At 68.9% G+C, this 23,016-nt stretch carries 24 protein-coding genes; 5 read left to right on the top strand and 19 right to left on the bottom strand.

Annotation, left to right across the window (positions count from 1 at the left end; translation table 11 throughout):
• Positions 1-54 precede the first annotated feature (54 nt).
• The 5 genes from V0Z78_RS00620 to V0Z78_RS00600 form a co-directional block, all read right to left on the bottom strand.
• On the bottom strand, positions 55-2,208 hold the full coding sequence (locus V0Z78_RS00620; protein ID WP_336342683.1) for a WD40/YVTN/BNR-like repeat-containing protein: 2,154 nt from the start codon (positions 2,206-2,208) through the stop codon (positions 55-57).
• 291 nt (positions 2,209-2,499) lie between these two features.
• Positions 2,500-3,354 (bottom strand): alpha/beta fold hydrolase, encoded by an 855-nt coding sequence (locus tag V0Z78_RS00615; RefSeq protein WP_336342682.1) that lies wholly within the window; start codon positions 3,352-3,354, stop codon positions 2,500-2,502.
• A 74-nt stretch (positions 3,355-3,428) separates the two neighbouring features.
• Positions 3,429-4,574 (bottom strand): FAD binding domain-containing protein, encoded by a 1,146-nt coding sequence (locus V0Z78_RS00610; protein WP_336342681.1) that lies wholly within the window; start codon positions 4,572-4,574, stop codon positions 3,429-3,431.
• A 42-nt stretch (positions 4,575-4,616) separates the two neighbouring features.
• Entirely contained in the window at positions 4,617-5,447 is an 831-nt protein-coding gene (locus V0Z78_RS00605) for a manganese catalase family protein (protein WP_336342680.1), read from the bottom strand.
• 146 nt (positions 5,448-5,593) lie between these two features.
• Positions 5,594-6,331 carry a type 2 periplasmic-binding domain-containing protein gene (locus V0Z78_RS00600; protein ID WP_336342679.1) on the bottom strand — a complete coding sequence of 246 codons (738 nt, stop codon included), beginning with the start codon at positions 6,329-6,331 and terminating at the stop codon, positions 5,594-5,596.
• Between the two features lie 206 nt (positions 6,332-6,537).
• Here V0Z78_RS00600 and V0Z78_RS00595 point away from each other — a divergent pair, with 206 nt between their 5' ends.
• A complete protein-coding gene (locus V0Z78_RS00595) occupies positions 6,538-7,650 on the top strand; it encodes a pyridoxal-phosphate-dependent aminotransferase family protein (protein ID WP_336342678.1) in 1,113 nt (370 codons plus the stop codon).
• A 51-nt stretch (positions 7,651-7,701) separates the two neighbouring features.
• Positions 7,702-8,601: a nucleoside hydrolase gene (locus tag V0Z78_RS00590; protein WP_336342677.1), complete on the top strand. Its 900-nt coding sequence runs from the start codon at positions 7,702-7,704 to the stop codon at positions 8,599-8,601.
• Here the strand turns inward: V0Z78_RS00590 and V0Z78_RS00585 are convergent.
• The 7 genes from V0Z78_RS00585 to V0Z78_RS00555 form a co-directional block, all read right to left on the bottom strand.
• Positions 8,598-10,307: an ABC transporter ATP-binding protein gene (locus V0Z78_RS00585; RefSeq protein WP_336342676.1), complete on the bottom strand. Its 1,710-nt coding sequence runs from the start codon at positions 10,305-10,307 to the stop codon at positions 8,598-8,600. The two genes, V0Z78_RS00590 and V0Z78_RS00585, sit on opposite strands and share 4 nt — an antisense overlap.
• Positions 10,304-11,176 carry an energy-coupling factor transporter transmembrane component T family protein gene (locus tag V0Z78_RS00580; RefSeq protein WP_336342675.1) on the bottom strand — a complete coding sequence of 291 codons (873 nt, stop codon included), beginning with the start codon at positions 11,174-11,176 and terminating at the stop codon, positions 10,304-10,306. The genes V0Z78_RS00585 and V0Z78_RS00580 overlap by 4 nt, the downstream gene beginning before the upstream one ends.
• Positions 11,173-11,814 carry an ECF transporter S component gene (locus tag V0Z78_RS00575; protein ID WP_336342674.1) on the bottom strand — a complete coding sequence of 214 codons (642 nt, stop codon included), beginning with the start codon at positions 11,812-11,814 and terminating at the stop codon, positions 11,173-11,175. Before V0Z78_RS00575 ends, V0Z78_RS00580 begins: the two co-directional genes overlap by 4 nt.
• Positions 11,815-11,909: 95 nt before the next feature.
• Positions 11,910-13,082 (bottom strand): enolase C-terminal domain-like protein, encoded by a 1,173-nt coding sequence (locus V0Z78_RS00570; protein WP_336342673.1) that lies wholly within the window; start codon positions 13,080-13,082, stop codon positions 11,910-11,912.
• 103 nt (positions 13,083-13,185) lie between these two features.
• Positions 13,186-13,590: a hypothetical protein gene (locus V0Z78_RS00565; RefSeq protein ID WP_336342672.1), complete on the bottom strand. Its 405-nt coding sequence runs from the start codon at positions 13,588-13,590 to the stop codon at positions 13,186-13,188.
• 197 nt (positions 13,591-13,787) lie between these two features.
• A complete protein-coding gene (locus V0Z78_RS00560) occupies positions 13,788-14,276 on the bottom strand; it encodes a hypothetical protein (RefSeq protein ID WP_336342671.1) in 489 nt (162 codons plus the stop codon).
• A 91-nt stretch (positions 14,277-14,367) separates the two neighbouring features.
• Complete coding sequence (locus V0Z78_RS00555) at positions 14,368-14,502, bottom strand: hypothetical protein (RefSeq protein WP_336342670.1); 135 nt, start codon at positions 14,500-14,502, stop codon at positions 14,368-14,370.
• Between the two features lie 355 nt (positions 14,503-14,857).
• Between V0Z78_RS00555 and V0Z78_RS00550 the strand changes: the two genes are divergently transcribed.
• Positions 14,858-15,511: a ribonuclease HI family protein gene (locus tag V0Z78_RS00550; protein ID WP_336342669.1), complete on the top strand. Its 654-nt coding sequence runs from the start codon at positions 14,858-14,860 to the stop codon at positions 15,509-15,511.
• A gap of 168 nt (positions 15,512-15,679) precedes the next feature.
• On the opposite strand, the gene V0Z78_RS00545 is transcribed toward V0Z78_RS00550, so the two are convergent.
• Together V0Z78_RS00545 and V0Z78_RS00540 are read right to left on the bottom strand one after the other, a co-directional pair.
• Positions 15,680-16,879, bottom strand: a complete 1,200-nt coding sequence (locus V0Z78_RS00545) for an MFS transporter (protein WP_336342668.1) — start codon at positions 16,877-16,879, stop codon at positions 15,680-15,682.
• A 44-nt stretch (positions 16,880-16,923) separates the two neighbouring features.
• Positions 16,924-18,159, bottom strand: a complete 1,236-nt coding sequence (locus V0Z78_RS00540; RefSeq protein ID WP_336342667.1) for a hypothetical protein — start codon at positions 18,157-18,159, stop codon at positions 16,924-16,926.
• A 323-nt stretch (positions 18,160-18,482) separates the two neighbouring features.
• Between V0Z78_RS00540 and V0Z78_RS00535 the strand changes: the two genes are divergently transcribed.
• Together V0Z78_RS00535 and metX are read left to right on the top strand one after the other, a co-directional pair.
• Positions 18,483-19,763, top strand: a complete 1,281-nt coding sequence (locus V0Z78_RS00535) for an O-acetylhomoserine aminocarboxypropyltransferase/cysteine synthase family protein (protein WP_336342666.1) — start codon at positions 18,483-18,485, stop codon at positions 19,761-19,763.
• Positions 19,760-20,968, top strand: a complete 1,209-nt coding sequence (metX, locus tag V0Z78_RS00530) for a homoserine O-acetyltransferase MetX (protein ID WP_336342665.1) — start codon at positions 19,760-19,762, stop codon at positions 20,966-20,968. Before V0Z78_RS00535 ends, metX begins: the two co-directional genes overlap by 4 nt.
• A 4-nt stretch (positions 20,969-20,972) precedes the next feature.
• On the opposite strand, the gene V0Z78_RS00525 is transcribed toward metX, so the two are convergent.
• From V0Z78_RS00525 to V0Z78_RS00505, 5 genes are all read right to left on the bottom strand, one after another.
• The gene (locus V0Z78_RS00525; RefSeq protein WP_336342664.1) at positions 20,973-21,131 is read right to left on the bottom strand and encodes a hypothetical protein; all 159 of its coding nucleotides are present in this window, start codon (positions 21,129-21,131) and stop codon (positions 20,973-20,975) included.
• 36 nt (positions 21,132-21,167) lie between these two features.
• Positions 21,168-21,521 carry a hypothetical protein gene (locus V0Z78_RS00520; protein ID WP_336342663.1) on the bottom strand — a complete coding sequence of 118 codons (354 nt, stop codon included), beginning with the start codon at positions 21,519-21,521 and terminating at the stop codon, positions 21,168-21,170.
• 84 nt (positions 21,522-21,605) lie between these two features.
• Entirely contained in the window at positions 21,606-22,286 is a 681-nt protein-coding gene (gene serB, locus V0Z78_RS00515) for a phosphoserine phosphatase SerB (RefSeq protein WP_336342662.1), read from the bottom strand.
• Positions 22,287-22,347: 61 nt separating this feature from the next.
• A complete protein-coding gene (locus V0Z78_RS00510; RefSeq protein WP_336342661.1) occupies positions 22,348-22,722 on the bottom strand; it encodes a hypothetical protein in 375 nt (124 codons plus the stop codon).
• A 97-nt stretch (positions 22,723-22,819) separates the two neighbouring features.
• Positions 22,820-22,951, bottom strand: a complete 132-nt coding sequence (locus V0Z78_RS00505; protein ID WP_336342660.1) for a hypothetical protein — start codon at positions 22,949-22,951, stop codon at positions 22,820-22,822.
• Positions 22,952-23,016 lie beyond the last annotated feature (65 nt).

Below are 23,016 nucleotides of genomic sequence, written 5' to 3'. Positions count from 1 at the left end.
GCCGATCGTGCTCGAATCGCGATCGTCCCGCCGGGATCGGCCGGCAGTCAGTAGTCAGTCCCGGTCGCGCTCGAGGATCGTCCCGTCCTCGCCGACGGCGATCTCGAGGAAGTCGTCGGTGAACACCACGTCCTGCAGCGTCGCGTCGGTCGGCGTCTCGTCCTCCTCCCAGCGGTAGAGCCTCCTGGTCAGGGCCGATCCGCTTCCGCCGACCGCGATGCCGTAGTCGAGGTCGCGATCGATCCCGAACAGCGACTCCTCGCCCGCGTCGTTCTTGGTCCAGACGGCGCCGTTGTACCGGAACACCGAGCCGTCGCCGCCGGTCGCGCTCACGTCGTCCTCGGCGCTGGCCGCGACGTCGTACAGCGCGACGCTCGCACCGTCGACGCCGATGCTCTCCCACCTCTCCCCGCCGTCGTCGCTCCGATACACCATCGAGTTCGTATCGGTGACGTAGACCGTCGACTCGTCGAGGAACGCTGCCCCGCCGACGCTCGAGCCGCCGCCCGGCTTGACGGCCTCGCCCCACTCGACCGTCTCGCCGTCGTACCGGCCCGAGAGCACCTCGCCCGAGCCGTTCGCGAACACCAGTCGCTCCTCGTCCGCGTCGCCGCCGACCGCGACGGCCTCCCAGGTGCTCGTCATCTCCATCGGCGCGGAGTAGTCCTCGAACTCGTCCGCCTCGACGTCGTAGCGGGCGATCACGCCGCTGCTGCCCGCGATCCATCCGGCCTCGCCGTCGTCGGTCGCGGCCGCATCGAGCAGCGCGCTGGAGTTGCCCGTCGGGCCGTCGTCCTCGATCGCGAACCAGGTGTCGTCCTCGCGTCGGAGGACCACGCCGCCCTCGCCGACCGCGATCGGCGCGGACGTGGCGGCCACGCCGCCGAGGACGCTACCGACCGGCGAGTCGGCCGCCCGCCACGAGAGGTCCGCGAGGCGAAGCGGCGTGACCTCGACGCCGTTCACCTCGACGGTCAGCTGTGGGAGCGGCCCCTGCGTGACCTCGAAGTCGACGATCCGTCCGTCGAACGCGAACTCGTGGGTGTCGCCGCCCTCGAGTGCCCCGGTGACGGTTCCGTCCTCGACGTCGGCATCGGCGTCGACCGCCTCGGCTTCGCCCTCGATCTCGATCCGGTACTCGATCGTCGCCGAGACGTCGTTCGAGAGAGTGATGCTCTGGGGGAGCGCCACGTACTCGCCCCGCTCGATCGCGGTGGGGCCGGCGCCGACGGCGACGTCGGGGAACTCTTGGTCCGTATCGTTGAGCGTAACGCCGCGGAGATCGCTCTCCGCCGGCGTCTCGAGCTGTTCCCAGTCGTCCTCCTCGGTTCGCTCGTAGACGAATCCGCTTCCGCCGGCCGCGAGGCCCTCCTGGCCGTCACGGAAGACGGCGAGGACGGCCTCTTCGCCCACGTCGATCTCCTCCCAGCCGACCCCGTTGTACTCGAAGACGGAGCCGCTCTCGCCGACGGTGGTGGCATCGTCGCCGGCCACCGCGGAGACGTCCTGCAGCGCCGTGTCGTCCGCGTAGATGCCGATCTCCGTCCAGCTCTCGCCGCCGTCTTTCGTCTCGTAGACCGCGCCCTCGGTATCGCAGACGAAGCCCGAGCCGACCTCGTAGAGTGAGACGCCCGTGATGGTGGTTCCGGAGCCGGGTTCGACGACCGTCCCCCAGTCCATGCCGCCCTCGGCGGTCTTCTCACCGGCGAGGACCTCGCCCGAACCGTTCGCGAGCACGACCTGCTCCTCGCCCGCGTCGCCGGCGACGTCGAGTGCTTCCCAGGTGCTCGTCATCTCGTTGATGCTGCCGTCCTCCTCTTCGACGCCGGGCGCGGAGTAGTCGGTCAGCTCGTGTTCGACGATGTCGTACTGGCCGATGACGCCGCTGCCGCCGGCGAACCAGACGTGTTCGCCGTCGTCGGTGACGGCTGCGTCGTTCAGCGGGTTCGACTCGGTCGTCGGGCCCGTCTCGAGCAGCGTCTCCCAGCCCGCGATGGTCCGCGAGATGAGCGTCCCCCCGTCGCCGACCGCGACGGGACCGAACAGCGAGTTGGCCGCGCTGGCGAGTCCGCTCTCGGTCGGGACGTCCGTCTCCGTCCAGTCGCCCTCCTGTGCGAGGCTCGTCGACGGTACCGTTCCGGCGAGCGCGCCGGCGACGGTCATTTTCAGTACCGTTCGTCGTGACTGCTCAGTGGATGGTACGTTCATGGATGGTGGTCGTATCGGTCGGTCGCGTCACCGGTTCCTCGCCCGTGGCGATCGCTACTCCTCGTACGCCACTATCCGTTGATGGACATGTTCTGTATAAAAATTCCGTTATCGATCGATATCACCGTCGTGGACAGGAATCTGACTATACTGATCGCTGACAGTAGTCCGATCCCGATCGGTACGACCGGTTCCCCGAAACGTATCGCTACCTATCGGCGGGGAACGTCGGTTCCGTTGGTGCGTTTCGGGACGTCGTTCGTTCGCCTCAGCTCTCCTCCGTGGAACAGTTTAGCCGTCGAGGAGGAACGCCGAGAGCCGCTCGGCGTACTCCTCGGGACGATCGACGGGCACCCAGTGTCTCGCGTCCTCGAGTCCCACCAGCTCCGCCTCGGAGATGTCGTCACGCAGTCGCTCGGCGTACTCGATCGGCTGGAACTCGTCGTCGGCGCCCCAGAGCAGGAGCGTCGAAGCCTCGATCCCGGCCGGATCGATCTCGGTGGTGTGGTTGGTGTTGGTCGCCGCGGCGTTTCGCACCAGCGAGACGAGCGCCTCCTCGGAGCCCCACTGGGTCTTCATCCCCTCGACGAACCACTCGCTGCGCTCGGGATCGACCAGGGTGTTCTCCATCAGCCCCTCGAGCAGCTCCTGGAGCTCGTCGACGCTCGTCTCCTCGGCCGTCTCCGGGAGGCCGAGGTCGACGATGGTCTCGATCGGCCAGGAGTCGTACGCGACGGCGTTCGAGAGCACCAGCCGGTCGACCAGCTCGGGTCGGTGGGCGGCGAGGCGTAGTCCGACCCCGCCGCCGAGGTCGTGGCCGACGAACGCACACGAGTCGATCCCCAGCCCCTCGAGCAGCCCGTCGATCATCTCCTCCTGGGCACGGATCGAGCGGTCGAAGCCGTCGCTCATGTCGGACTCGCCGTAGCCCACCATGTCGGGGACGATCACGCGGCGCTCCTCGGCGATCGCGGGGACGACCTCCGCCCAGAGGTACGAACAGGTGGGGATGCCGTGGAGGAACACCACGGGATCGCCCTCTCCCTCGCCGTCTTGGTAGTACGCGACGTCGAGATCGTGTCCGTCGACCGACACGGTCGTCCGCTCCTGGGCGTCCTTCCACTCGTCGTACGTGAGCGATGGCATGGCTGCTCCGAGGGTCGCCAGCCACTACAATCCCCGGCCGGTCGTGCGCGCGGGGCGGTCGAGCGATCGGCTCCTCAGTTCATGTAGCCGTCTCCCATCCGTGCTCCCTGGGCGACCAGCTCCCTCCCGGCCTTGAGCCGGTCCGTCTCCCAGTCGGCGAGCGCGTCCGCGAGGTCCCCGCCCTCCGCGAGCGCATCGCCGAGTCCGATCGCGTCGGCGGCCGCCTTCTCGGTGCCCGCGGCGGTGTGCGGGCGGGCGACGAACGCCGCGTCGCCGAGCAGACAGACGCGGTCGAACGCCATCCGCGGGACCGAGAGGTCGTAGATCGTCTGGACGAACGGGTCGTCGGTCGCCCGGACCGACTCGGAGAAGAGCTCCGGAAGCCGCTCGTCGGCGGCCGTTCGGAGCCCGCGTTCGACCTCGTCCTGGAGGGCCCCCGGCGGCACCGAGAACTCGTGTTCCACCCCTCGCACGTCGGTTAGCAGTTCGCCCAGCCGTCCGCCGTCCACGTCGTCGTACCAGACCCAGTTGAGCCGCCGCGCGCCCTCGTGGGTCTTCCCGTCGGGGCCGGGGATCAGGTAGCCCAGCATCAGCCCGTCCTCGCCCTCGTAGAAGGGGAACGTCCCCTCGAAGCGCTCGAGGAGATCCGCGGGGACGTCGCTCTCGTCGACCAGTCCCCGCCACGCGACGTAGCCGGCGTGTTCCGGGGCGACGTCCGGGAGGAGCTTCTCCCGGGTCGAGGAGCGACCGCCCTCGGCGACGACCAGCAGGTCCGCCCGGCGCTCGCCGTCCTCGAGCCGGACCGTCACCCCCTCCCCGTCGCGCTCGAACCCGACCACCCGCCGTCCCGCGTGGTACCGCTCGTCGGCGACCGCTCCGCGGAGCCGGCGGTAGAGCGCGTCCCACGCGGTGAACGCCATCGAGTCGGCGCGCTCCCGACGGAGGCTTCCGTCGCGCTCGAGGTACTCCCGGCGATCGGCAGTGAGGGTAAGCTCGTCAGGATCCGCGACTCCGCGCTCCTTTAGGTACTTCATCATCCGCGGCTGGGCGACGATGCCCGCCCCGCGGCTCTCGAGTTCGCCCGACGCGCGCTCGAAGACGTCCACCGCACAGCCCGCCTCGCGAAGCGCGAGCGCCGCGAACAGCCCGCCCATCGACCCGCCGGAGACGATCACTCGAAGGTCGTCGGTCATCCCCGGCCGTTCGGGCGCGACGCTCATAGGACTGCGGCCGGCGAAAAAGGCGGGACGGACAGGTGTGAGTTACTCCGTCGGGTCGTTGTACGTCCGCGGGTCCGGCGAGGGGAGTTCGGGCTCGCCGCCGCCGGGCTGGCGGCCGAACGAGAACTCGCCCTCGCCGTCGACCGAGTCGCCCGTCGTCCACGGCTGCTCGGGGTCGTCGGTCGGCTCCCTCGTCGTGGAGAGGAACTGGTAGTCGAACTCCTGGTTCTCCTCCTCCTGGGGGAAGCTGTCGGGCACCGGCAGGTGGTCGAACGCGTCGTCCGGGTCGCCGAGGTCCTGCAGCGCGGCGAGCCACTGGTTCTGGTGCATCGTGTCCCGGGCGATCAGGTACGACAGCATGTCCTTCATGCCCGGGTCGTCGGTCATCTCCCAGAGCCGCGTCGCGAGCGTTCGCCCGGTGGCCTCGGCGGTCACGTTCGCGTACAGGTCGCCCGCAAGGTTGCCGCTCGCGTAGACGTGGTCCGTGCTGAACGGGTTGCCCTGGCTGTCCTCGGGCATCGCGCCGAAGCCCGCCGAGAGAAACTGCCGGGGCAGGTAGCCGTGCATCGCGGCGTTGACCGCGCCGTCCTGGGACATCTCCTCGCGCAGGCCGACCGGCGCGCCCTCGAGGTTCTTCGCGACCGCCGTCGCGAGCATCTCGACGTGGCCGAGCTCCTCCATCGCCGTCTCGTAGAGCAGCATCCGCATCCCCTGGTTCTCCGGCGGCTGGTTCATCCCCTGGAACAGGTACTGCATGAACACGCGGATCTCGCCCTCGACGCCGCCGATCGCCTGCTGGAGCATCCTGGCGAACGCCGGGTCCGGCTCCTCCACCTCGACCGGGTACTGAAGTTCGTTATCGTGATAGAACATCTCTCTTTCCTCCGTCTCCACGGACGGAACGAGAGTCAATAAATACACTCTACGAAATAATTATACTATCACATGAAATTAACTAAATAAATTCGCATGGATTCCTCTGTTCGTCGACGGGTGGTATCGATCCGCGCGCTCGCCGATCAGCCGTCGTCGATGGGAAAGGGCTCGACGTCGCTCGTTGCGGCCTCCTGGAACCGCGAGAGCGCCGCGACCGGTTCACGTTCGAGCGCCGCCCGGTCGACGTAGGCGAACTCGACTCCGACCACCGGCGTCAGCCGGTCGTCCCCTCCGTCGAACGGAGCGAACGCGGCCGGCGCGGCCTCGTAGAGGCCGACGCCGCCGTGGCCGGTGGCGTACTGGTGGGGCCTGGTTCCGCAGACGAGGACGTCCGTTCCCTCCTCGGGCAGGTCCGCCGGATCGAGGTCCGCGGGCACCTTTCCGGGGAGCTCGCTCCAGGTCGCGACGCCGTCCCTGTCCTCGAAGGCGTCCCCGTCGCGCTCCCGGTGACACCGACACCAGCCCTCGCCCTGCCCGAGCGCCGCGATCCCGCCGAGGGGGAGTTCGGCGACGGTGAACTCGACGCCGTTCTCGCTCGCGCGTTCGCGCTCGTCGGCGGTCATCGGGCGGGTCGCGTGGTGGACGTCCGTCTCGCTCCGGAGGAACCGATCGAACTTTCCGTCGACGGCCGAGACCCGGACGTCGGGATGCTCCCGCTCGAACCTTCCGAGAACGTCGGCTAGCGCCGGCGCGTCCCCGCTCACGGCGACCCCCTCGGCCGTTTTCGCTTCCGCGTTCGTGCTCGCGGCGGGCTGGCCCCCGATCCCGGTCGCGACGGCCGCTCCGGTCGCCGCCAGGAACGCCCTGCGCGATCCGTTCATTGCTCCCCTCCGAACCGTGTCCGGCTGGTGGCCCACATAGTGTTGGTAGGTTGCAACGTACATGGGTAAGTCGTGGTGCTTGCGTGGGCGGGAGCCGATACGATGGCGGCATTTGCAGCCATCCACGGGGCTTATCCCCTCGCGGGCGAAGGGCGGGGTATGGACGAGCAGTTCCCGTCACTCGACCTCGACAAGCGGTGGTTCGCGTGACCGACGGACGCGAGTACACGGACGACTACGACGAGAAGACGCTGTACATCCCGGGTCCGACGGAGGTGCGCGAGGACGTCATCGAGGCGATGGCCCAGCCGATGTTCGGCCACCGGATGGATCGGATGACCGACCTCTACACCACGATCGTCGAGGACACCAAGCAGTTCCTCGGTACCGACAACGACGTCGTCGTCCTCACGGCCTCGGGGACGGAGTTCATGGAGAGTTCGATCCTCAATCTCGTCGACGAGGACGTCCTCGTGACGACCTGTGGGAGCTTCAGCGAACGCCAGGCCGACGTCGCCGAACGCCTCGGCAAGCGCGTCGACACCCTCGAGTACGAGTGGGGGAAGGCGGTCAAGCCCGAGGACGTCCGCGAGGCCTTAGAGGAGAGCGACGCCGAGTACGACGCCGTCACCTGCGTGATGAACGAGTCCTCGACCGGCGTCCGCAACCCGATCGAGGAGATTGGCGACGTCGTCGCCGAGTTTCCCGAGACGTACTTCGTCGTCGACGCCGTCTCGGCGCTGGGCGGCGACTACGTCGACATCGATAGGCATGGAATCGACGTCATCTTCACCTCGGTCCAGAAGGCCTTCGCGATGCCACCGGGGCTCGCGGTCTGCGTCGTGAGCGACGACGCCTACGAGCGCGAACTCGGGAAGGACTCGGCGTCGTGGTACGGCGGCTTCCAGCGCTCGCTCGACTACTACGACCGGAAGGGCCAGACCCATTCGACGCCGGCCATTCCGGTGATGCTCGCCTACCGCAAACAGATGAAACACATGATCGAGGAGGGTCACGAAGGGAGGGACGAACGCCACCGCGAGATGGCCGAGTACACCCGCGAGTGGGCGCACGAACACTTCGATACGTTCTCCGAAGAGGGCTACGAGTCCCAGACCGTGAGCTGTATCGAGAACACGCGGGGCATCGACGTCGCCGCGACCATCGACGCCGTGAGCGAGGAGTACGACATGGTCTTCTCGAACGGCTATGGCTCGCAACTCGGCGAGGAGACGTTCCGCATCGGTCACATGGGCGAACACGATGCGGAGTCGATCCGGGCGCTCACGGACGCCATCGAGGACGTCGCCGGCCTCTAATCCCTCGAACCCCGACTGAACCTTTACTGTTCGGCCGCCGTAGGCGGGGCCATGTCCCTGCTTATCGACACCGATCCGGGCTGCGACGACGCGCTCGCGCTGTTGCTCGCGCTCGAATCCGACCTCGACGTCGTCGGACTGACGACCGTCGCCGGCAACACCTCCATCGAGAACACCACCCGTAACGCCCTCTCGATCCTCGAGTTCCTCGAGTGCGATCTCCCGGTCGCCCGCGGCGCCGACCGGCCGCTCGTCAAGCGCCAGGACACCGCGGAGTTCATCCACGGCGAGGGCGGCCTGCGGGGCGGGCTTCCCCCGTCCTCCGAGGAGCCGATCGACGCGTCGGCCGCGGAGTTCATCGTCGAGCGTGCCCGGGAGGACGGCGACCTGACGATCGCGGCGATCGGCCCGCTCACGAATATCGCGCTCGCGCTGTCGATCGACCCCGACCTCCCCGAGTACCTCAGTGAGATCGTGGTGATGGGCGGCGCCGTCTACGCGCCGGGCAACCGGACGCCGGCCGCCGAGGCGAACCTCCACGCGGATCCCGACGCCGCGAGTCGCGTCCTCCAGAGCGCCCGACCGACGTTCGTTGGCCTCGGCGTGACCACGCGCGCGACGATCGATCCGGCCACGCTCGACCTCTCGGGCCCGCGCGGCGAGACGGTTCGCGAGTGGCTCACCTACTACCCGGATGACGTCCGTGAACGCTACGGGCTCGAGCACTCGCCGATCCACGACGCGGCGGTGATCGCGGGCATCGCCGACGACGTGCTCACCGTCGAGGAACGGGCGTTCGAGATCGAGACGGGAGACGGGCCCGCCCGGGGCGCGCTGCTCGCCGACGAGTACGGCGTCACCGACGAACCGGAGAACGGCCGCGTCGCGACCGACCTCGACGAGGTGCGCTTTCGCGCCGCGCTCGCCGAGGCGATCGAGTCGGCCCTCTAATCGTTTACGTACCCGAACAGTTCGTCGATCGAGAGCACGGTCGGGAGACCGAGTTCGTGGCCGATCCTCGTGACCGTCGGCGGATCGACGTCGGTCTCGGCGAGCACGTCGGGTCGACCGAACACCTCCCGCGCGGTTCCGTCAAGCAGTACCTCGCCCTGGCCGAGCGCGATCACGCGGTCGGCGTATCGGCGTGCGAAGCCGACGTCGTGGGTGATGACGACGACGAGTTTCCCCGCCTCGACCAGCCGCTCGATCGCGGCTCCGAGGAGGGCGGTTCCGGGGGCGTCCTGTCCGCCAGTGGGCTCGTCGAGGACGACGGTGTCGGTGTCCATCGCGAGCACCGAGGCGACCGCCACGCGTTTCCTGCGGGGCATTCCCAGATCGTAGGGGTTGCGCCCGCGGACGTCCTCGAGGTCGAGGCGTTCGATCGCCCGTTCGACCGTCTCGTCCTCCCGTTCGTCGTCGAACCCGAGGTTCTCGGGGCCGTATCTGATCTCCTCGTCGACCGTGTCGTGAAAGAGCTGGTCGTCGGGGTTCTGGAAGGAGAGCCCGACGTGGCGCGCCAGTTCGGCGACGCGGGCCTCGCGGGTGTCGATCCCCTCGATCCGGACGACTCCCTGTGAGGGCTCGAGCAGCCCGTTCATGTGCTTGACGAACGTCGTCTTGCCCGCGCCGTTCTGCCCGACGAGACAGACACACCCCGACGACATCTCGAGGCTGACGCCCGAGAGCGCCTCGACGCCGCCCTCGTAGACGTGTCGGACGTCCTCGAGGACGACGCGCGGGTCGCCGGCGGGCGCCGGCCCGTCGGTTTCGGATCGAGTTCCGTCGTCGGAGCGGTCGCCGGCCTCGCTCGTGACGCTCGCGACGTGCGGACGGAGCTCCTCGATGGCCTCGGCGACCGACAGCGGCACGCTTTCCGGGGCGCCGTCGGACCCGTGCAGCCGGCGGCCCACCCGAACCGCCTCGGGGACGTCGATCAGCTCGTCGATCCCCGGCGTCGTGAAGACCTTCTCCGGGGTGCCGTCGTGGACGACCTTGCCCTCGTCCACGACGAGCAGTCGGTCGAGGTGGGGCGCCAGCCGGTCGAGGCGCTGGCTGACGACGACCACGGTGTAGCCCTGCTCCTTCATGTCGGCGACGATGTCGAAGACGGCGTCGGCGCCGTGGGGATCGAGCTGCGAGGTCGGCTCGTCGAGCACGAGCACGTCCGGCGCCATCGCGAGCACGGAGGCGAGCGCGACCCGCTGGGACTGGCCGCCCGACAGCCGTTGAGGATTGCGATCGATCAGCTCCTCGATTCCCACTCGTCGGAGGCTCTCGACCGAGCGTTCGATTATCTCCTCGCGCGGGTAACCGAGGTTCTCGAGGCCGAAGGCGACCTCCTCGATCACGGTGGTGCTCGCGCCCGTCAGCTGGTCGAACGGGTTCTCGAAGAGCATCCCCACGCGTTCGGCGAGTTCGCCGATGGAGGCCTCGCTCACGTCGCGATCACCCACCCGGACGCTCCCCTCCAGATCGCCGTCGAAGTAGTGGGGGATGTAGCCGGGGATCAGCCGACAGAGCGTGGACTTTCCGGCGTCGCTCGGACCGGTCACGCCGACGAAGCTGCCCGACTCGATCTCCAGGTCGACTCCCGAGAGCGCGAGCCCGTCGCCCGTCCGATACTCCCAGGCGACGTCCTCGAAGGCGATCCGGGTCACGGCGCGACCCTCCAGACGACGACGGCGATCGCGGCGAGGACCGACAGCCAGCGAAGCGCCCTGTCGAACGTGCCGTCCGAGACGTCGAGCAGGTACGTGCGCTCTCCCTTTCGGGTGAACCCGCGCGACTCGAGCGCGAGCGCACGGGTCTCGGTCGCGATCAGCGTCCCGATCAGCAGCGGCGCCATCAGCGCGACGTAGGACTTGAGGCGGCTCGCGAGGCTCGCGGTGGTGTCGAGCCCCCGTGCCTGCTGTGCGTCGAGGATCGAGCGTGCACGTCGCTGCATCTGTGGGATGAACTGCAGCGCGGCCATGAAGACGTACGCGATCTTGCTCGAGACGCCCTTCTCCATCAGCGCGACCGTCAGCTTCTTCGGGTGAGTCGTGACGATCGTCCCGAGCAGCGCGATCATCAACACCGTCAGGCGAAACAGGACCAACAGCGCGAACTCGACGCCCTCGCTGTAGAACGCGAGCTGATCGATCACGGGCACGCCGATCGCGACGAGGACGGTCTCGTTCTCGGGGTAGAACAGCCCCTGGATGACCACCAGCGAGAGCGCGAGCGGCGCTCCCACCGCGAGAACGGCCGCGAGGACGGGCTTCGCGACGCCCGCGAGGAGGACGAGCCCGAGGAGGACGACCGAGAGCGCGAGCGGGCCCCAGAAGTTCGGCAGGGTGAAGGCGATCACGACGAGCGCGAGGCTGCAGACGAGCTTGGTCACCGGGTTGAGGCGGTGGAGGACGCTCGAGCCGGGACGGTACTCGAACAGCGAGTCCGCCCCCTCGGCGTTCTCGATCAGCGCCTCGACGTCGATATCCGTCGCCGTGTCCGTCTCGGCTTTCGGGTTCGCGCTCGGCGTGCTCATCGATCGCGATCGCGGTCGCGTCCGAGCGCCCGCTGGCCGAAGGAGGGGCGATACCGCTCGGGGACCGACTTCGCGATGAAGTACGCGATCACGACGCTCGAGATCTTGTCGATCGGCTCGATGACGAGCTGGGAGGCCAGCACCGCGGGCACGAGGTCGAAGCCCGCCGCGAGGAAGGCCCCGACGACGATGTCGGGTGCGGTGCCGGTCAGCCCGCCGAACAGCGTGACGACGATCGGGAGGCTGATGACGATCGAGGTGAGCGCCACCACCACGCCGACGCCCGCGAGCTTCGCGTAGTCACGGGTCTCGTGGATCCGGAACCAGCCACGCATCGCGAAGAAGCCCGCGACGAGCGCGATCGCGGCGTTGACCACCGCGAACGGGATGATCGTCGGCGAGCGCGTCACCCCGAGGACGAGGTTCGTCAGGATCCCGCCGACGGCCCCGACGAGCGGACCCGCCAGGAGCGCGAGCAGGATCGTCCCGATCACGTCCAGGTAGACCGGGATCCGAAGGAAGTTCGTGACCGTCCCGCCGACGACGTTGATCCCGACGGCGACGGGGATCAACACCCACGCGAGCGTCGTGAACCGCTCGGACGCGCGCTCCGTGATCGACGACGACTCCCCCGCCATCAGCGGCCTCCCCGATCGAACCGCTGTGAATCAGTCGATGCCATGACGTTACACGTACGGTCTCGCAGGCCCCACTTAACGCCTGTTACTCGGGTTCACTCGTAGGTCCGCTCGCCGAGTGCGTGCTCCTCGATGTACTCCCAGTCGTACTCGACGCCTAGTCCCGGGCCGTCGGGGACCGGCACCGTGCCGTCGTCGTCGATCGCGTCGAGCTGGTCGGTGTAGCCACCCTCGTAGACCGGCGCCTGGGTGTTGTCACAGTCCGGATGTACCAGCGCGAGCTCGTAGTAGTTCGCGTTGCGCGTCGCGGCGATGCAGTGGCGCTGGGCGGGTCCCGGCGCGTGGAACTCCACGTCGAGGCCGAACCCCTCCGCGACCCTCGCGCGCTTCATCGCGCCCGTGATGCCCGCGTCGTACTCCGGATCGGCGCGGACGAAATCGGTCGCCTCGTTCGCGATGAAGTCGGTGAACGGCTCGAACCCGCGGACGTGTTCTGTCTGCAGTATGGGCGTCTCGAGCTGCTGGCGCAGCTTCCGGTGAGCGTGCTGGGAGATCCCGCCGTCGCGGTAGGGGTCCTCGTACCAGAAGAACTCCTGCTCGTCACACGCCCGCCCGACGGTCAGCGCGTCGGCGAACGTCTCGTACTCGCAGGCGGGATCGAGCATCAGGTCCATCCGCTCGCCGACGCGCTCGCCGACCGCTCGGACGGTCTCGATCTCGCGGCCCACCTCCCGGGCGTCGTCGCCGCCGCCCCAGCCGTGGATCTTGAAGCCCGAGTAGCCCAGCTCGAGACAGTCCTCGGCGAAGTCGGCGTACGCCTCCGGGGAGTCGAGCCCGCCGTTGTCGTCGGCGTGATACGTCGAGGCGTACGCCGGGATCCGCTCGCGGTAGGTTCCGAGCAGTTCGTGGATCGGCGCGTCGTAGAGCTTGCCCGCGAGGTCCCACAGCGCGACGTCGAGCGGTCCCATCCCCATCCGGTCGTACTTGCGGAGCCCGCGCTTGAGCTCGCTCCAGTGACGCTCGCGTTTCAGCGGGTTCCTGCCGACGAGGTACTTCGCGCACGTGGCGATCTGGTCCGACGAGGTCGAGGTGACCAGGACGTACTCGCCGGTCACGTCCGCGTCGGTGTGTACCCTGAGCGCGAGCGTCGAGCTCTCGAGCGTCGATCCCGGCTCGTAGATCAGGTTGAATCCGTTCTCGTCGGTGCCAACGTCCTCGAGCGGGTAGGAGAACTCCGTCACCTCGATCCGGGTGATCCGTGGCGCCATGCCGGCCCCTCACCGGCTACGGAGAAAAGGTTGGGGTCCTCGTTCACACCCCCGCCGGTTCGATCGGGTGGGACTACCGACGTGGCGACGCCGTCGGAGCGTCTCAGAGCCAACCCCGCACTCGGAGGTAGTTCGCCCCCCAGTCGAAGAACGCGGCCAGCCGACCCGTGTTCTCGGTCCACTCGCGCCGACACTCCTGGCACCGGTGGCGAACCCACTCCTCGTCCTCGGTGGTCCAGGAGGTGACGCGCTCGCTCTCGCAGTACCGGCAGCGATCGGGGACGTCGATGTGGTCCGTCACGCTGTTGCGGTCGGCGAACTGGACGAGCGCCTCGATCCTGTCGGTCTGTTTGATCAGGATCCGACACCGGGGACAGCGCCACTCGATCGGCGCCTCCGAGTCGACCGGGTGACGTTCGCCGCACGACGGACAGACGAGATGCGTTCGGTCGGTCTCGTCTCCGCTCCCGTCCGTCCGCACCGGCGCCGCGGTAGAGCCTGGCAACACGTTCGTACCGATCCGCTACGAGCCGGGTGCCCGTAGTCCTATCGTCACGGGCGGGTGCCCGGTGGCCCGGCGGCGCGACGCCGGACGGTCGGCACGCCGGGGCCGCGTCTGCCCGGGGGCGCACCGACGAGCGAGGCTATCGTTCGGTCTCCGACCCCGGAGCGTCCGTAGAAAACGTCCGTCGCGCGAGCGTCGGTCTACCGTCCGTCGTCCGCGTCGCCGTCCCCGCCGTCCTCGGGGCCGCCGATGTCGACTTCGAAGCCCTCGTCGTCCCCGTCCTCCTCGTCGAGGTCGGTGAACTCGTCGAACTCCTCTACGTCGGTCTCCTCCTCGACCTCGATGTCGACCTCGATCGGGTCGCCGCGCTGGTCCTCGACTACCCTGAGGATGAGCCGTCCGCCCTCGCGACCGATCGCGCCGCCGATCGCGTAGCCGACGGTCTGTTCGGCGAGCTGACCGGGCGTGAACCGCCCGAGGGTCCGCTTGACGACGAGCCTGCCGCCCATCTGGCCGACCAGCTCTCCCATGCGCTCGAAGTCCATCGCGTCGGGGTCGCCCGCGGCGAGCCCCTCGAAGTCGACGGCGTCCGCGAGCTGCGAGAGCGAGTCGACGGCGAACGCCGCCTCCAGACCCTGCTCCAAGCTTTTTCGAAGCGGATCGGGGATGCCGCCTGAGCCTGATGACATGGGTATACTCAACGCCGGAAGACGAACAAGGTGGCGGCCTGCCCTTGCCGGCAGGTCAAGTACCGGCGGCTCTTCGGCCGCGATCCGGTCCTCAGACGTTGAATCCGAGCAGGCTCCGGTAGCGAAGCACGTCCAGAAGGACGAGGAGCGCCAGCACCACCAGCGGGTAGTGGAGCCGTCCGAGCAGCCCCCAGTAGCCGCCGCGCCAGGCGAGGACGACCGTCACGAGCGTCCCGCCATCAGCCCGTCGACGAACGTCTCCAGCCCGTCGGCGGTTCCCGAAAACACTCGATCGGTGGTAGGACGCGGCCCTCGTGCCGGACACAGGGCGCGTATCTCCCGGTTGACCCGGATCTCGCCTAACTAGTAACGAGCGCTCGCTAGATTCGGCAGGCCGTTCGTATCAGCCGCTGAGGACCTCACGGGGCCGACTGATTCGAAACGGCCCGTACCGGTAGTACCTGAAGAGATTATCCCACTCACCCACCGAGGACCTATATGGAGTGGTGCGACCGGACAACGGGATCAGTCGGAAACGAGGGTGTGAGGGTCCGGAACCGAAGCCCGAAGGGGGCAGTGGCGTGACCGACGACCCCCTCCCGGCCGAACACCTCTCGCCGCTCGCCACGCTCGTCGACGAGGTGCTCGCGGGCGTCGGCTACGAGGTGGCGGCCGCCATCGACGCCATCGACGACGCCGTCCCCGGCTACGGCGGTCTCTTCGACCCCGCGACCACCCCGGCCGAGTTGCGTCGCGCACTCGAACGCCTGCTGACGTCGGGACTCACCCGGCCACCCGTCCCCGAGCCGACGAGCGACGCGTTCGTCCTCTACGTCGACGGCAGTTCACGCGGCAACCCCGGTCCTGCAGGTGCGGGCGCCGTCATCATGGACGCTGCGGAGGACCAACTCGCCCGTCTCGGCCGACCCGTCGGCTCCCGGACGGGGAACAACACCGCCGAATACGTCGCCCTCCAGCTCGGACTCTCCGAACTGGCGGCTCGCTACGAACCACGCACGCTGGAAGTGCGCATCGATTCGATGACGGTCATTCGGGACGTCTGGGGCGGCGATGACCCGACGGAACCGGGCGTCGAGACGTACAGCGAGGCCGTCACGGCAGCACTGTCGAGCATCCCGGAACACCGGTACACGCATCTGGCCGACGACGACCCGAACCCCGCCGACGCACTGGCGACGGTGGGGGCCGACATCGCGGCCTTCGGACCTGGATAGGAGAGGTACGCCGTTCGAAACTCGACATCCGGAATCCGTTGAAATCCTCGGAAGCTACTAGCAACCAGGTGCTGACTCCACCCGCCGTATTCAGCACGCCATTTCTATCGGTCACCGAAGGTTTCGACGGACCGTCGTGACGGGTCTTCTACCACGTCGACCGCGTTCCTACCGCTCGGGCTGGAACGACGCCTCCAGCGGGAGGTCGACGCGCAGAAAGAGCGGCACGGCGACCGCGGCGATCAGTACTTCGAGGCCGCCAACGACGAGGAAGGCGGCGAGATAGCCGTAGGTGCTCGCGACGGTACCACCCAGGAGAAAGCCGGTCAGAAAACCCAGGCTGCCCGCGATGTTGAAGCCGGCCATCGCCGCGCCGCGCTCGCTATCCCGGGCGAGATCGGTCACCAGCGCCATCGTCGCGGGCGCGACCAGCGCGCCGAGCACCCCCACGAGCACCATCGACGCCTGCGCGAGTTCGAGCGTCGGCACGAGTCCGACGAGCACGATCGAGCCGCCGTAGCAGACCGAGCCGACCACGATCGGGACCGTCCGGCCGATCCGATCGGAGAGCACGCCCATGGGATACTGGAGCAGCGCGAACGGCGCGAAGAACAGCCCGAGGACGATCCCGGTCTCGGCGGGGCCGATCCCGAACGTCTCCTGGAAGTAGAAGACGCCCACGAGCGCGAAGAAGCCCGCCGTCAGCCTGTCGACGAACCCGAAGGCGTAGGGCAGCCCGAGCGTCGGCGTCCGCGCGAGTCCGCCGACGATCTCCCGGGCGCTCCGTCGGTCGGGGGCGGGCGCACGGTCGTCGATGAGCACTAGAAGGGGGACGACCGCGAGCAGCAGTCCCCCGGCGGCCCACAGCGGGACGAGCGGATCGATCGCGGCGAGCCGGCCACCCAACGGCGCGCCGCTCGCGGTTCCCAGCCCGATCGCGATGCCCGCCGCGCCCATGTTCTTCCCGTGGCCGCCCGGCAGGTCCATCAGCATCGTGATCGCGAGCGAGAAGGCGGCGATCGTCATTGCGCCCTGGCCGACGCGGATCGCGAGCACGTGGGCGAAGCGGACGTCGACGACGCCGGGAAGGATCGCGAGCAGGAGGTAGCCCGTCGCCCCGCCGAGCGCCCCGGCGGCGATGAAGGGCGCCCGCCGTCCGGCACGATCGCTCGCGGCCCCCCAGAGGCTCGCACAGACGACGAACGCCGAGAACTCGGCGACGAGAAACCACATGCTCGCGTCGAGGTCGGTGCTCGCGCCGAGCGCCGCGACCAGTCCAGCGATCCCCGGATACAGCACCACCTGCGCGAGCAGCACGACGAAGATCACGCTCGCCAGGGCGATCCGGTCGCGTCTCGGAGACGTCACTGCTCCCCGCTACGGGTCCCACTCACCTAACCCGTACGGTCGGTCTACGGGTCGACCCGCACGACGGCGACGCCCGCTGGAATCGCGGGAAGCCGGCCGTCCGTGTCGACGGGCACGGCGATGGCGACCGCGTCGGCGTCCGATCCGCGCGCCCGCTCGGCGGCCCAATCGGGATCCTCGCCGGGAACGACGAGCAGGTCGAGGGGCCACGCGTCCACTCGGAATGCCCCGTTCTCCTCGCGGACGTCGCCGTGATGGCGTTCGAGCCGGTCACGGAGCCGTCGTCCGAAGCCACCGGCCGGACCGTCCTCGTCGGTCTCGTCGGGAACGTCACCTCCGTCCTCGCCGTTCCCGCTTTCGCCGACGACGGACAGTTCTCCGTGTTCGGCCTCGAGCGCCGCGATCGGGACTCCGATCGTCGCCTCGGGGCTGCCCGCGAACAGCAGGTCCGTCGCGCGGAACCCGCCGTCGTCGATCCCGATCAGGCTCCCCGAGTCGCCACCCTCGCCCATCGGCGTGAACAGGTCGACGCCCTCGAAGACGGCGGGCCGGGCGCCGTACCCGCCGACTCGGATGCGGGCGTCACGCCCGCGGAGCTCGCCCGTCGTGACGCCCGTCGTTCGGCCGCTCTTCGTGTACTCCTCGTCGGCGTCGATGGCGGGTTCCGTGAAGCCGACCAGCGGTCCGATCCCGAGCACCTCTTCCTCGACGTCGTCGGGATCGACCGAGACGAGCGCCGAGTCGGTCGCGTTGGGCGCCTCGGTGGTGACCTCGGTCCACTCGAGGAGCCGACCGATCTCGTCGCTCGCGTCGCCCCCGTCCGCGGGACCCGGCTGGAGCACGAGGTCGCCCTCGCTCGCCTCCCCGATCGGCGCGGCGACGTGGGCGTTCGTCAGGACCACCCGGTCGCCGCTCTCGGTCTCGAGCAGCGTCGAGCCCATGGTCCCGGCGCTGACCGACGGGTGGGCGAGCGAGACGCCGGCCGGCGCGGGCCGGAGCCGCTCGGTGCGCTCGGCCTCCCGTGCTGGCTCGGCCGCCAGCGCGGTGACGTCACCGACCTCCTGAACGTCGGTCGGGAGCGTCTCGCCGTCACAGTCGACCGACCGGGGAACGACCTCCTCGTCGTCGAGTTGCGTCTCGGCGACCTTTCGGTCGACGAAGACTACGACGCAGTCCTCGTCCGTCTTCCGTCCGTCCACTCGCTTCTTACCGACGCCGGTGCCGACGACGTGGGGTAGCGACTCGAGCCGGTCGCGAACCGATTCGGGGATCTCTACCATACCCTCCGTAGGGCGGAGCGGCCTTTAGTTCACAGTCACGAAAAGTTGATGTTTCGTTCATCGCGGCCCGTTTCGCCGTCGGGATCGGTGGACGGTCCGTCCCGGACCCTGGACGGCTCCAGCGGTACCGAGGGCTGTGAGTGGTAGTCTCGCCGGGGCAGGCCGAACGCCACGAGGTCGCCGACCGGAGCCATCGGCGGGCCCGGTTTGCTTGCTCGCCCTCGTCCGCTCGAGCTCCGGCCGTGTGTCAACGACGTCCGTCATGATGCGAATCTTGCCGTTATTGCTGGTTATAACTGAACGCGGTGATATGCGTCCTACACATGAGTGAGTGGGGACCGAGGACGCACAGCGTCCACGCCGGCGCACACGCCGATCCGACCACGAGAGCGCGTGCGACGCCGATCTACCAGACCACGTCGTACGCCTTCGAGAACGCGGACCACGCTGCCGACCTCTACGCGCTGAAGGCCGAGGGTGACATCTACTCGCGGATCAGCAACCCCACCGTTCGAGCCCTCGAGGAGCGCCTCGCCGCGCTCGAGGGCGGGGAGGAGGCCGTCGCCACCGCCTCGGGAATGGCGGCGTTCGACGCCGCGACGTTCCTGCTCGCCGCACCCGGCGACAACGTCGTCACCTCCTCGTCGATCTACGGCGGTACGACCGCCTACCTCAACCACGTCGCCGGCCGTCGCGGGATCGAGCCCCGGTTCGTCGACACGCTCGACTACGAGGAGTACGAGGAAACGATCGACGACGAGACGGCGTTCGTCCACTGCGAGACGATCGGCAACCCGTCGCTCGTCACGCCGGACCTCGAACGGATCGGCGAGATCGCCCACGCGAACGGCGTCCCGCTGTTCGTCGACAACACCTTCGCTACGCCCTACCTCTGTCGACCGCTCGAACGCGGCGCCGACCTGGTCTGGGAGTCGACGACCAAGTGGCTCCACGGCTCGGGAACGACGGTCGGCGGCGCGCTGATCGACGGCGGCAGCTTCGACTGGGAGGGCTACGAGGAGCTCTCGGGGCCGAACCCGGCCTACCACGACACCGATTTCAGTCGCGACTTCCCCGAGGCGCCCTTCGCCGCCGCGGTTCGGTTCCGATCGTTACGCGCGCTCGGCGCCCAACAGGCCCCCTTCGACGCCTGGCAGACCCTGCAGGGACTGGAGTCGTTCCCGCTGCGGATGGAGCGCCACTGCGAGAACGCCGCGATCGTCGCGGAGTACCTCGCCGAACACCCCGACGTGGCGTGGGTCACGTATCCGGGCCTCGAGAGCCACGAGACCCACGACCAGGCGAGGGAGTACCTCGACGGCGGCTTCGGCGGCATGATCGCGTTCGGCCTCGAGAACGGCTACGAGGGCGGAAAGCGCGTCTGCGAGGCGGTCGAACTGGTCAGCTTCCTCGCCAACATCGGTGACGCCAAGTCGCTGATCATCCACCCCGCCTCGACCACTCACGGACAGCTCTCCGAGGAGGAACGTCGCGCGAGCGGCGTCACGCCCGACCTGATCCGGCTGTCGGTCGGCATCGAGGACCCCGAGGACATCGTGGTCGACCTCGACCGGGCGATCGAGCACGCGACGGAGGCGGTATGACCGAGGCGGTCCGTGACGTCGCGGAGCTCGGCGAGTTCCGCTTCGAGTGTGGCGAGTCGATTCCGAATCTCGAGCTCGCCTACGAGACCTACGGCGAGTTCGACGGCGATAACGCGGTGCTGGTCTGTCACGCGCTCACCGGCAGCGCCCACCTCACCGGGCATCGCCGCGACGACACGGCCGGACAGGCCGCCGCGTGGTGGAGCGACATCGTCGGTCCGGGCAAGGCGATCGACACCGCCGACTACTACGTCGTCTGCGCGAACGTCCCGGGGTCGTGCTACGGCTCCTCGGGCCCGTCCAGCGAGAACCCCGAGACCGGCGAGCCCTACGGCACGGAGTTCCCGCCGGTGACCGTCGCCGACTGGACCCGCGCCCAGCGTCGGCTGCTCGACGAACTCGGCGTCGGCCGGCTCCACGCGGTCGTCGGCGGGTCGGTCGGCGGGATGAACGTCCTCGACTGGGCGATGCGCTACCCGGACGACGTCCGCCGGGTCGCGCCCGTCGCCACCGCCGCCCGGCTCGACGCGCAGTGTCTCGGTTTCGACGCCGTCGCCCGCCGGGCGATCACCACCGACCCGAACTGGCAGGGCGGCGACTACTACGGCGGCCCCGAGCCCGACGACGGCCTCGCGCTCGCGCGCCAACTCGGCCACATGATGTACCTCTCGAAGGCGTCGATGGCCCGGAAGTTCGACCGCCGCTCTGCGGGACGGGACGCCCACCGAGAGGCGTTCCCCGCCGACCCCGCCGCGGACTTCTTCCCGTACCGCGACGTCGAGTCGTACCTCGACTACCAGGCGCGGAAGTTCGTCGACCGGTTCGACGCCAACAGCTACCTCTACCTCACGCGGGCGATGGACAACTACGACCTCTCGGCGGGCCACGAGTCCGACGCCGACGCGCTCGCGGCGTTCGCGGGCGAGGCGCTCCTAATGAGTTTCACCGGCGACTGGCACTTCACCGTCGAACAGTCGGAAACCCTCGCACGGGCGTTTCGCGCGGGCGACGGCGACGTCGCCCACCACGTCGTCGAGTCGGACCACGGCCACGACGCCTTCCTCGTCGAGCCCGAGAAGGTCGGCCCGCCGCTCGCGGACTTCCTCGACGAGGGACTGGCGGGACGAGCGATCACCGACACCGCGGAGGACGACGGCGTGGACGTCGACTTCGCGCCGGTCCACGCGAGCCTCTTTCCCCGGTAGCGACTCAGTTCTCGGTCGGCTCGCCGGTCAGCTTCGACAGCTTCCCCTTGAGTGCCGCGTACGCGCCCATACCGGTCCCGGCGGCGAACGAGAGGATCGCCGTCAGGACGAGTAGTGCAAGATCGGGGTGACCGACGCCCGTGTGAAGCAGTGTAGGAGTCATGAACGGTAGAACCGACGGACGAGGGGGACTACTGCGTTACGGTTCGTACACGTATCGGCCGCCGACGTCGCGTCGGACGAGCCTACGCCGACACCATCGATGCAGGTCGTCGGCGAACAGCGCCGTGCGGCCCCGTCGGTTCGATACCGTTTCCGACGAGGGCGGCGAGCGCAACAGCCCGATCAGCAGCCACATCAGCGCCGCCGCCGACCCCACCGCCGAGAGACCCATACCAAGCGACGCGAACGTCGCGCCGTAGATGAGCCCGATCACCATCGAGGGCACGCTGGTCGCGAGCGGCACCCGTGCGTCGGAGTCGCGAAGCGTCGGCGCCAGGAAGACGATCGAGAGCGCGCTGCCGATCAGAAAGACGAGGTCCTGCCAGATCATACCCCCGTTCGCCGTCGAGCGGGCATATACTTTCATCCACAACAACTCGAAAATTTCGGGCGTCGGGCGAGCCACGGGGAAGGGTTACGCGAGGATTCCCCGATCCTCGAACAGCTTCCGGAGTTCCGCCATGTCCTCGACTACGTCGTCGCAGTGGGGCTCGACGGCGGGCTTCGGGAGGAAACCGACGGCGAGTCCCGCGACCTGCAGCATCGGGAGGTCGTTCGCGCCGTCGCCGACGGCGACGGTCTCGGCCATCACGATGCCCTGTGCGTCGGCCAAGTCCGCGAGCGCGTCGTCCTTGGTCCCCTCGATCAGCGGGCCCTCGACCGCGCCGGTCAGCGCTCGCGGACGTCGCCCGCTCGACTCCGAGGCCCCCTGGGCCTCGCTCTCCTCGAGGGGCAGGCGGTTCGCGATGATCGAGTCGACGGCCACGTCCTCGCGCTCGAGCGCCCGCTCGACGCCGCGCTTGAACCCGCCGGTGAGGACGGCGGTGTGGACGCCCGCCTCGTTGAGCGCCTCGATCAGTTCGGCCGTGCCCGGTCTGAGTCGGACCTCGCCGTAGGCGGCCTCCGCCTCCTCCTCGCCCAGTCCTTCCAGTAGCGAGGCCCGTTCGCGCAGGCTCTCGGCGTATCCGATCTCGTCGTTCATCGCGCGCTCGGTGATCTCGGCCATCTCGTCGGCGACGCCGAGGCGCTCGCCGAGCAGCACGGTCATCTCCGAATCCGAGAGCGTCCCGTCGAAGTCGAACGCGACAAGGGTCATTGGCCGGGGTTCGAACCCGGGGGGTTTGAAGGCTGCCCTCTCGGTCCGGATCTCGCCGGCGTCAGTGCCAGCGCGGCCGCATGGCGGTGACCGGCGCGAGCACGAGCTCGTGGGCCATGTACTGGCGGGCGAGGAACTCGGCGATCTCCCGAGAGGTCGGTCCGGCGGTGAGACTGAGATCGACCGGCTCGCCGTCGACGAGCGCGGGTTTGGCCTTCGCCGTCCACTCGTCCTCGTACTGGCGCTTGCAGACGACGAGCTGTCCGGTCTCCCCGTTGCGCCACTTCGTCCGATCGCGGGTGCGCTCGACGCGTCGCCACTCGCTCGGCTCCTCGTCCCGGTTTCCATCGCCGCTCGTAAACAGCCGACCGAGCCGGCCGAGCGTCCTGCTTACCACGTCGCTTCCGGGGATCGATCCCAACTTCGGGACGGCCATAGTAGCCACCAGCAGGTGCCTGAGACACTTGTCAGTTCCGCCCCGTCAGCTGGCGGACGGCTCCTCGCCGGCAACGGACCGGCGGCCGTCTCGCGGCTCACGCGTCGCGGACCAGCACGACGGCATACGTATCGCCCTCGCTTCGCAACGTCGACTCGACCGTCCACGGCGTCTCGAACGCTTCCAGCACCCGTTCACCCGCCGTCAGCAGGTCGATCCACGGACCCACGCAGCCGTCGTACTCGACGCGGAACCGCCGGTAGGCGAGTCCGGATCCGACCGGACGCGAGCGAG

Origin of the sequence: Halalkalicoccus sp. CG83, assembly GCF_037081715.1 — an archaeon.
Taxonomy (GTDB): Archaea; Halobacteriota; Halobacteria; order Halobacteriales; family Halalkalicoccaceae; genus Halalkalicoccus; species Halalkalicoccus ordinarius.
The sequence above is the reverse complement of the archived record's forward strand: the minus strand, read 5'-3'. Positions and strand labels throughout refer to the sequence as shown.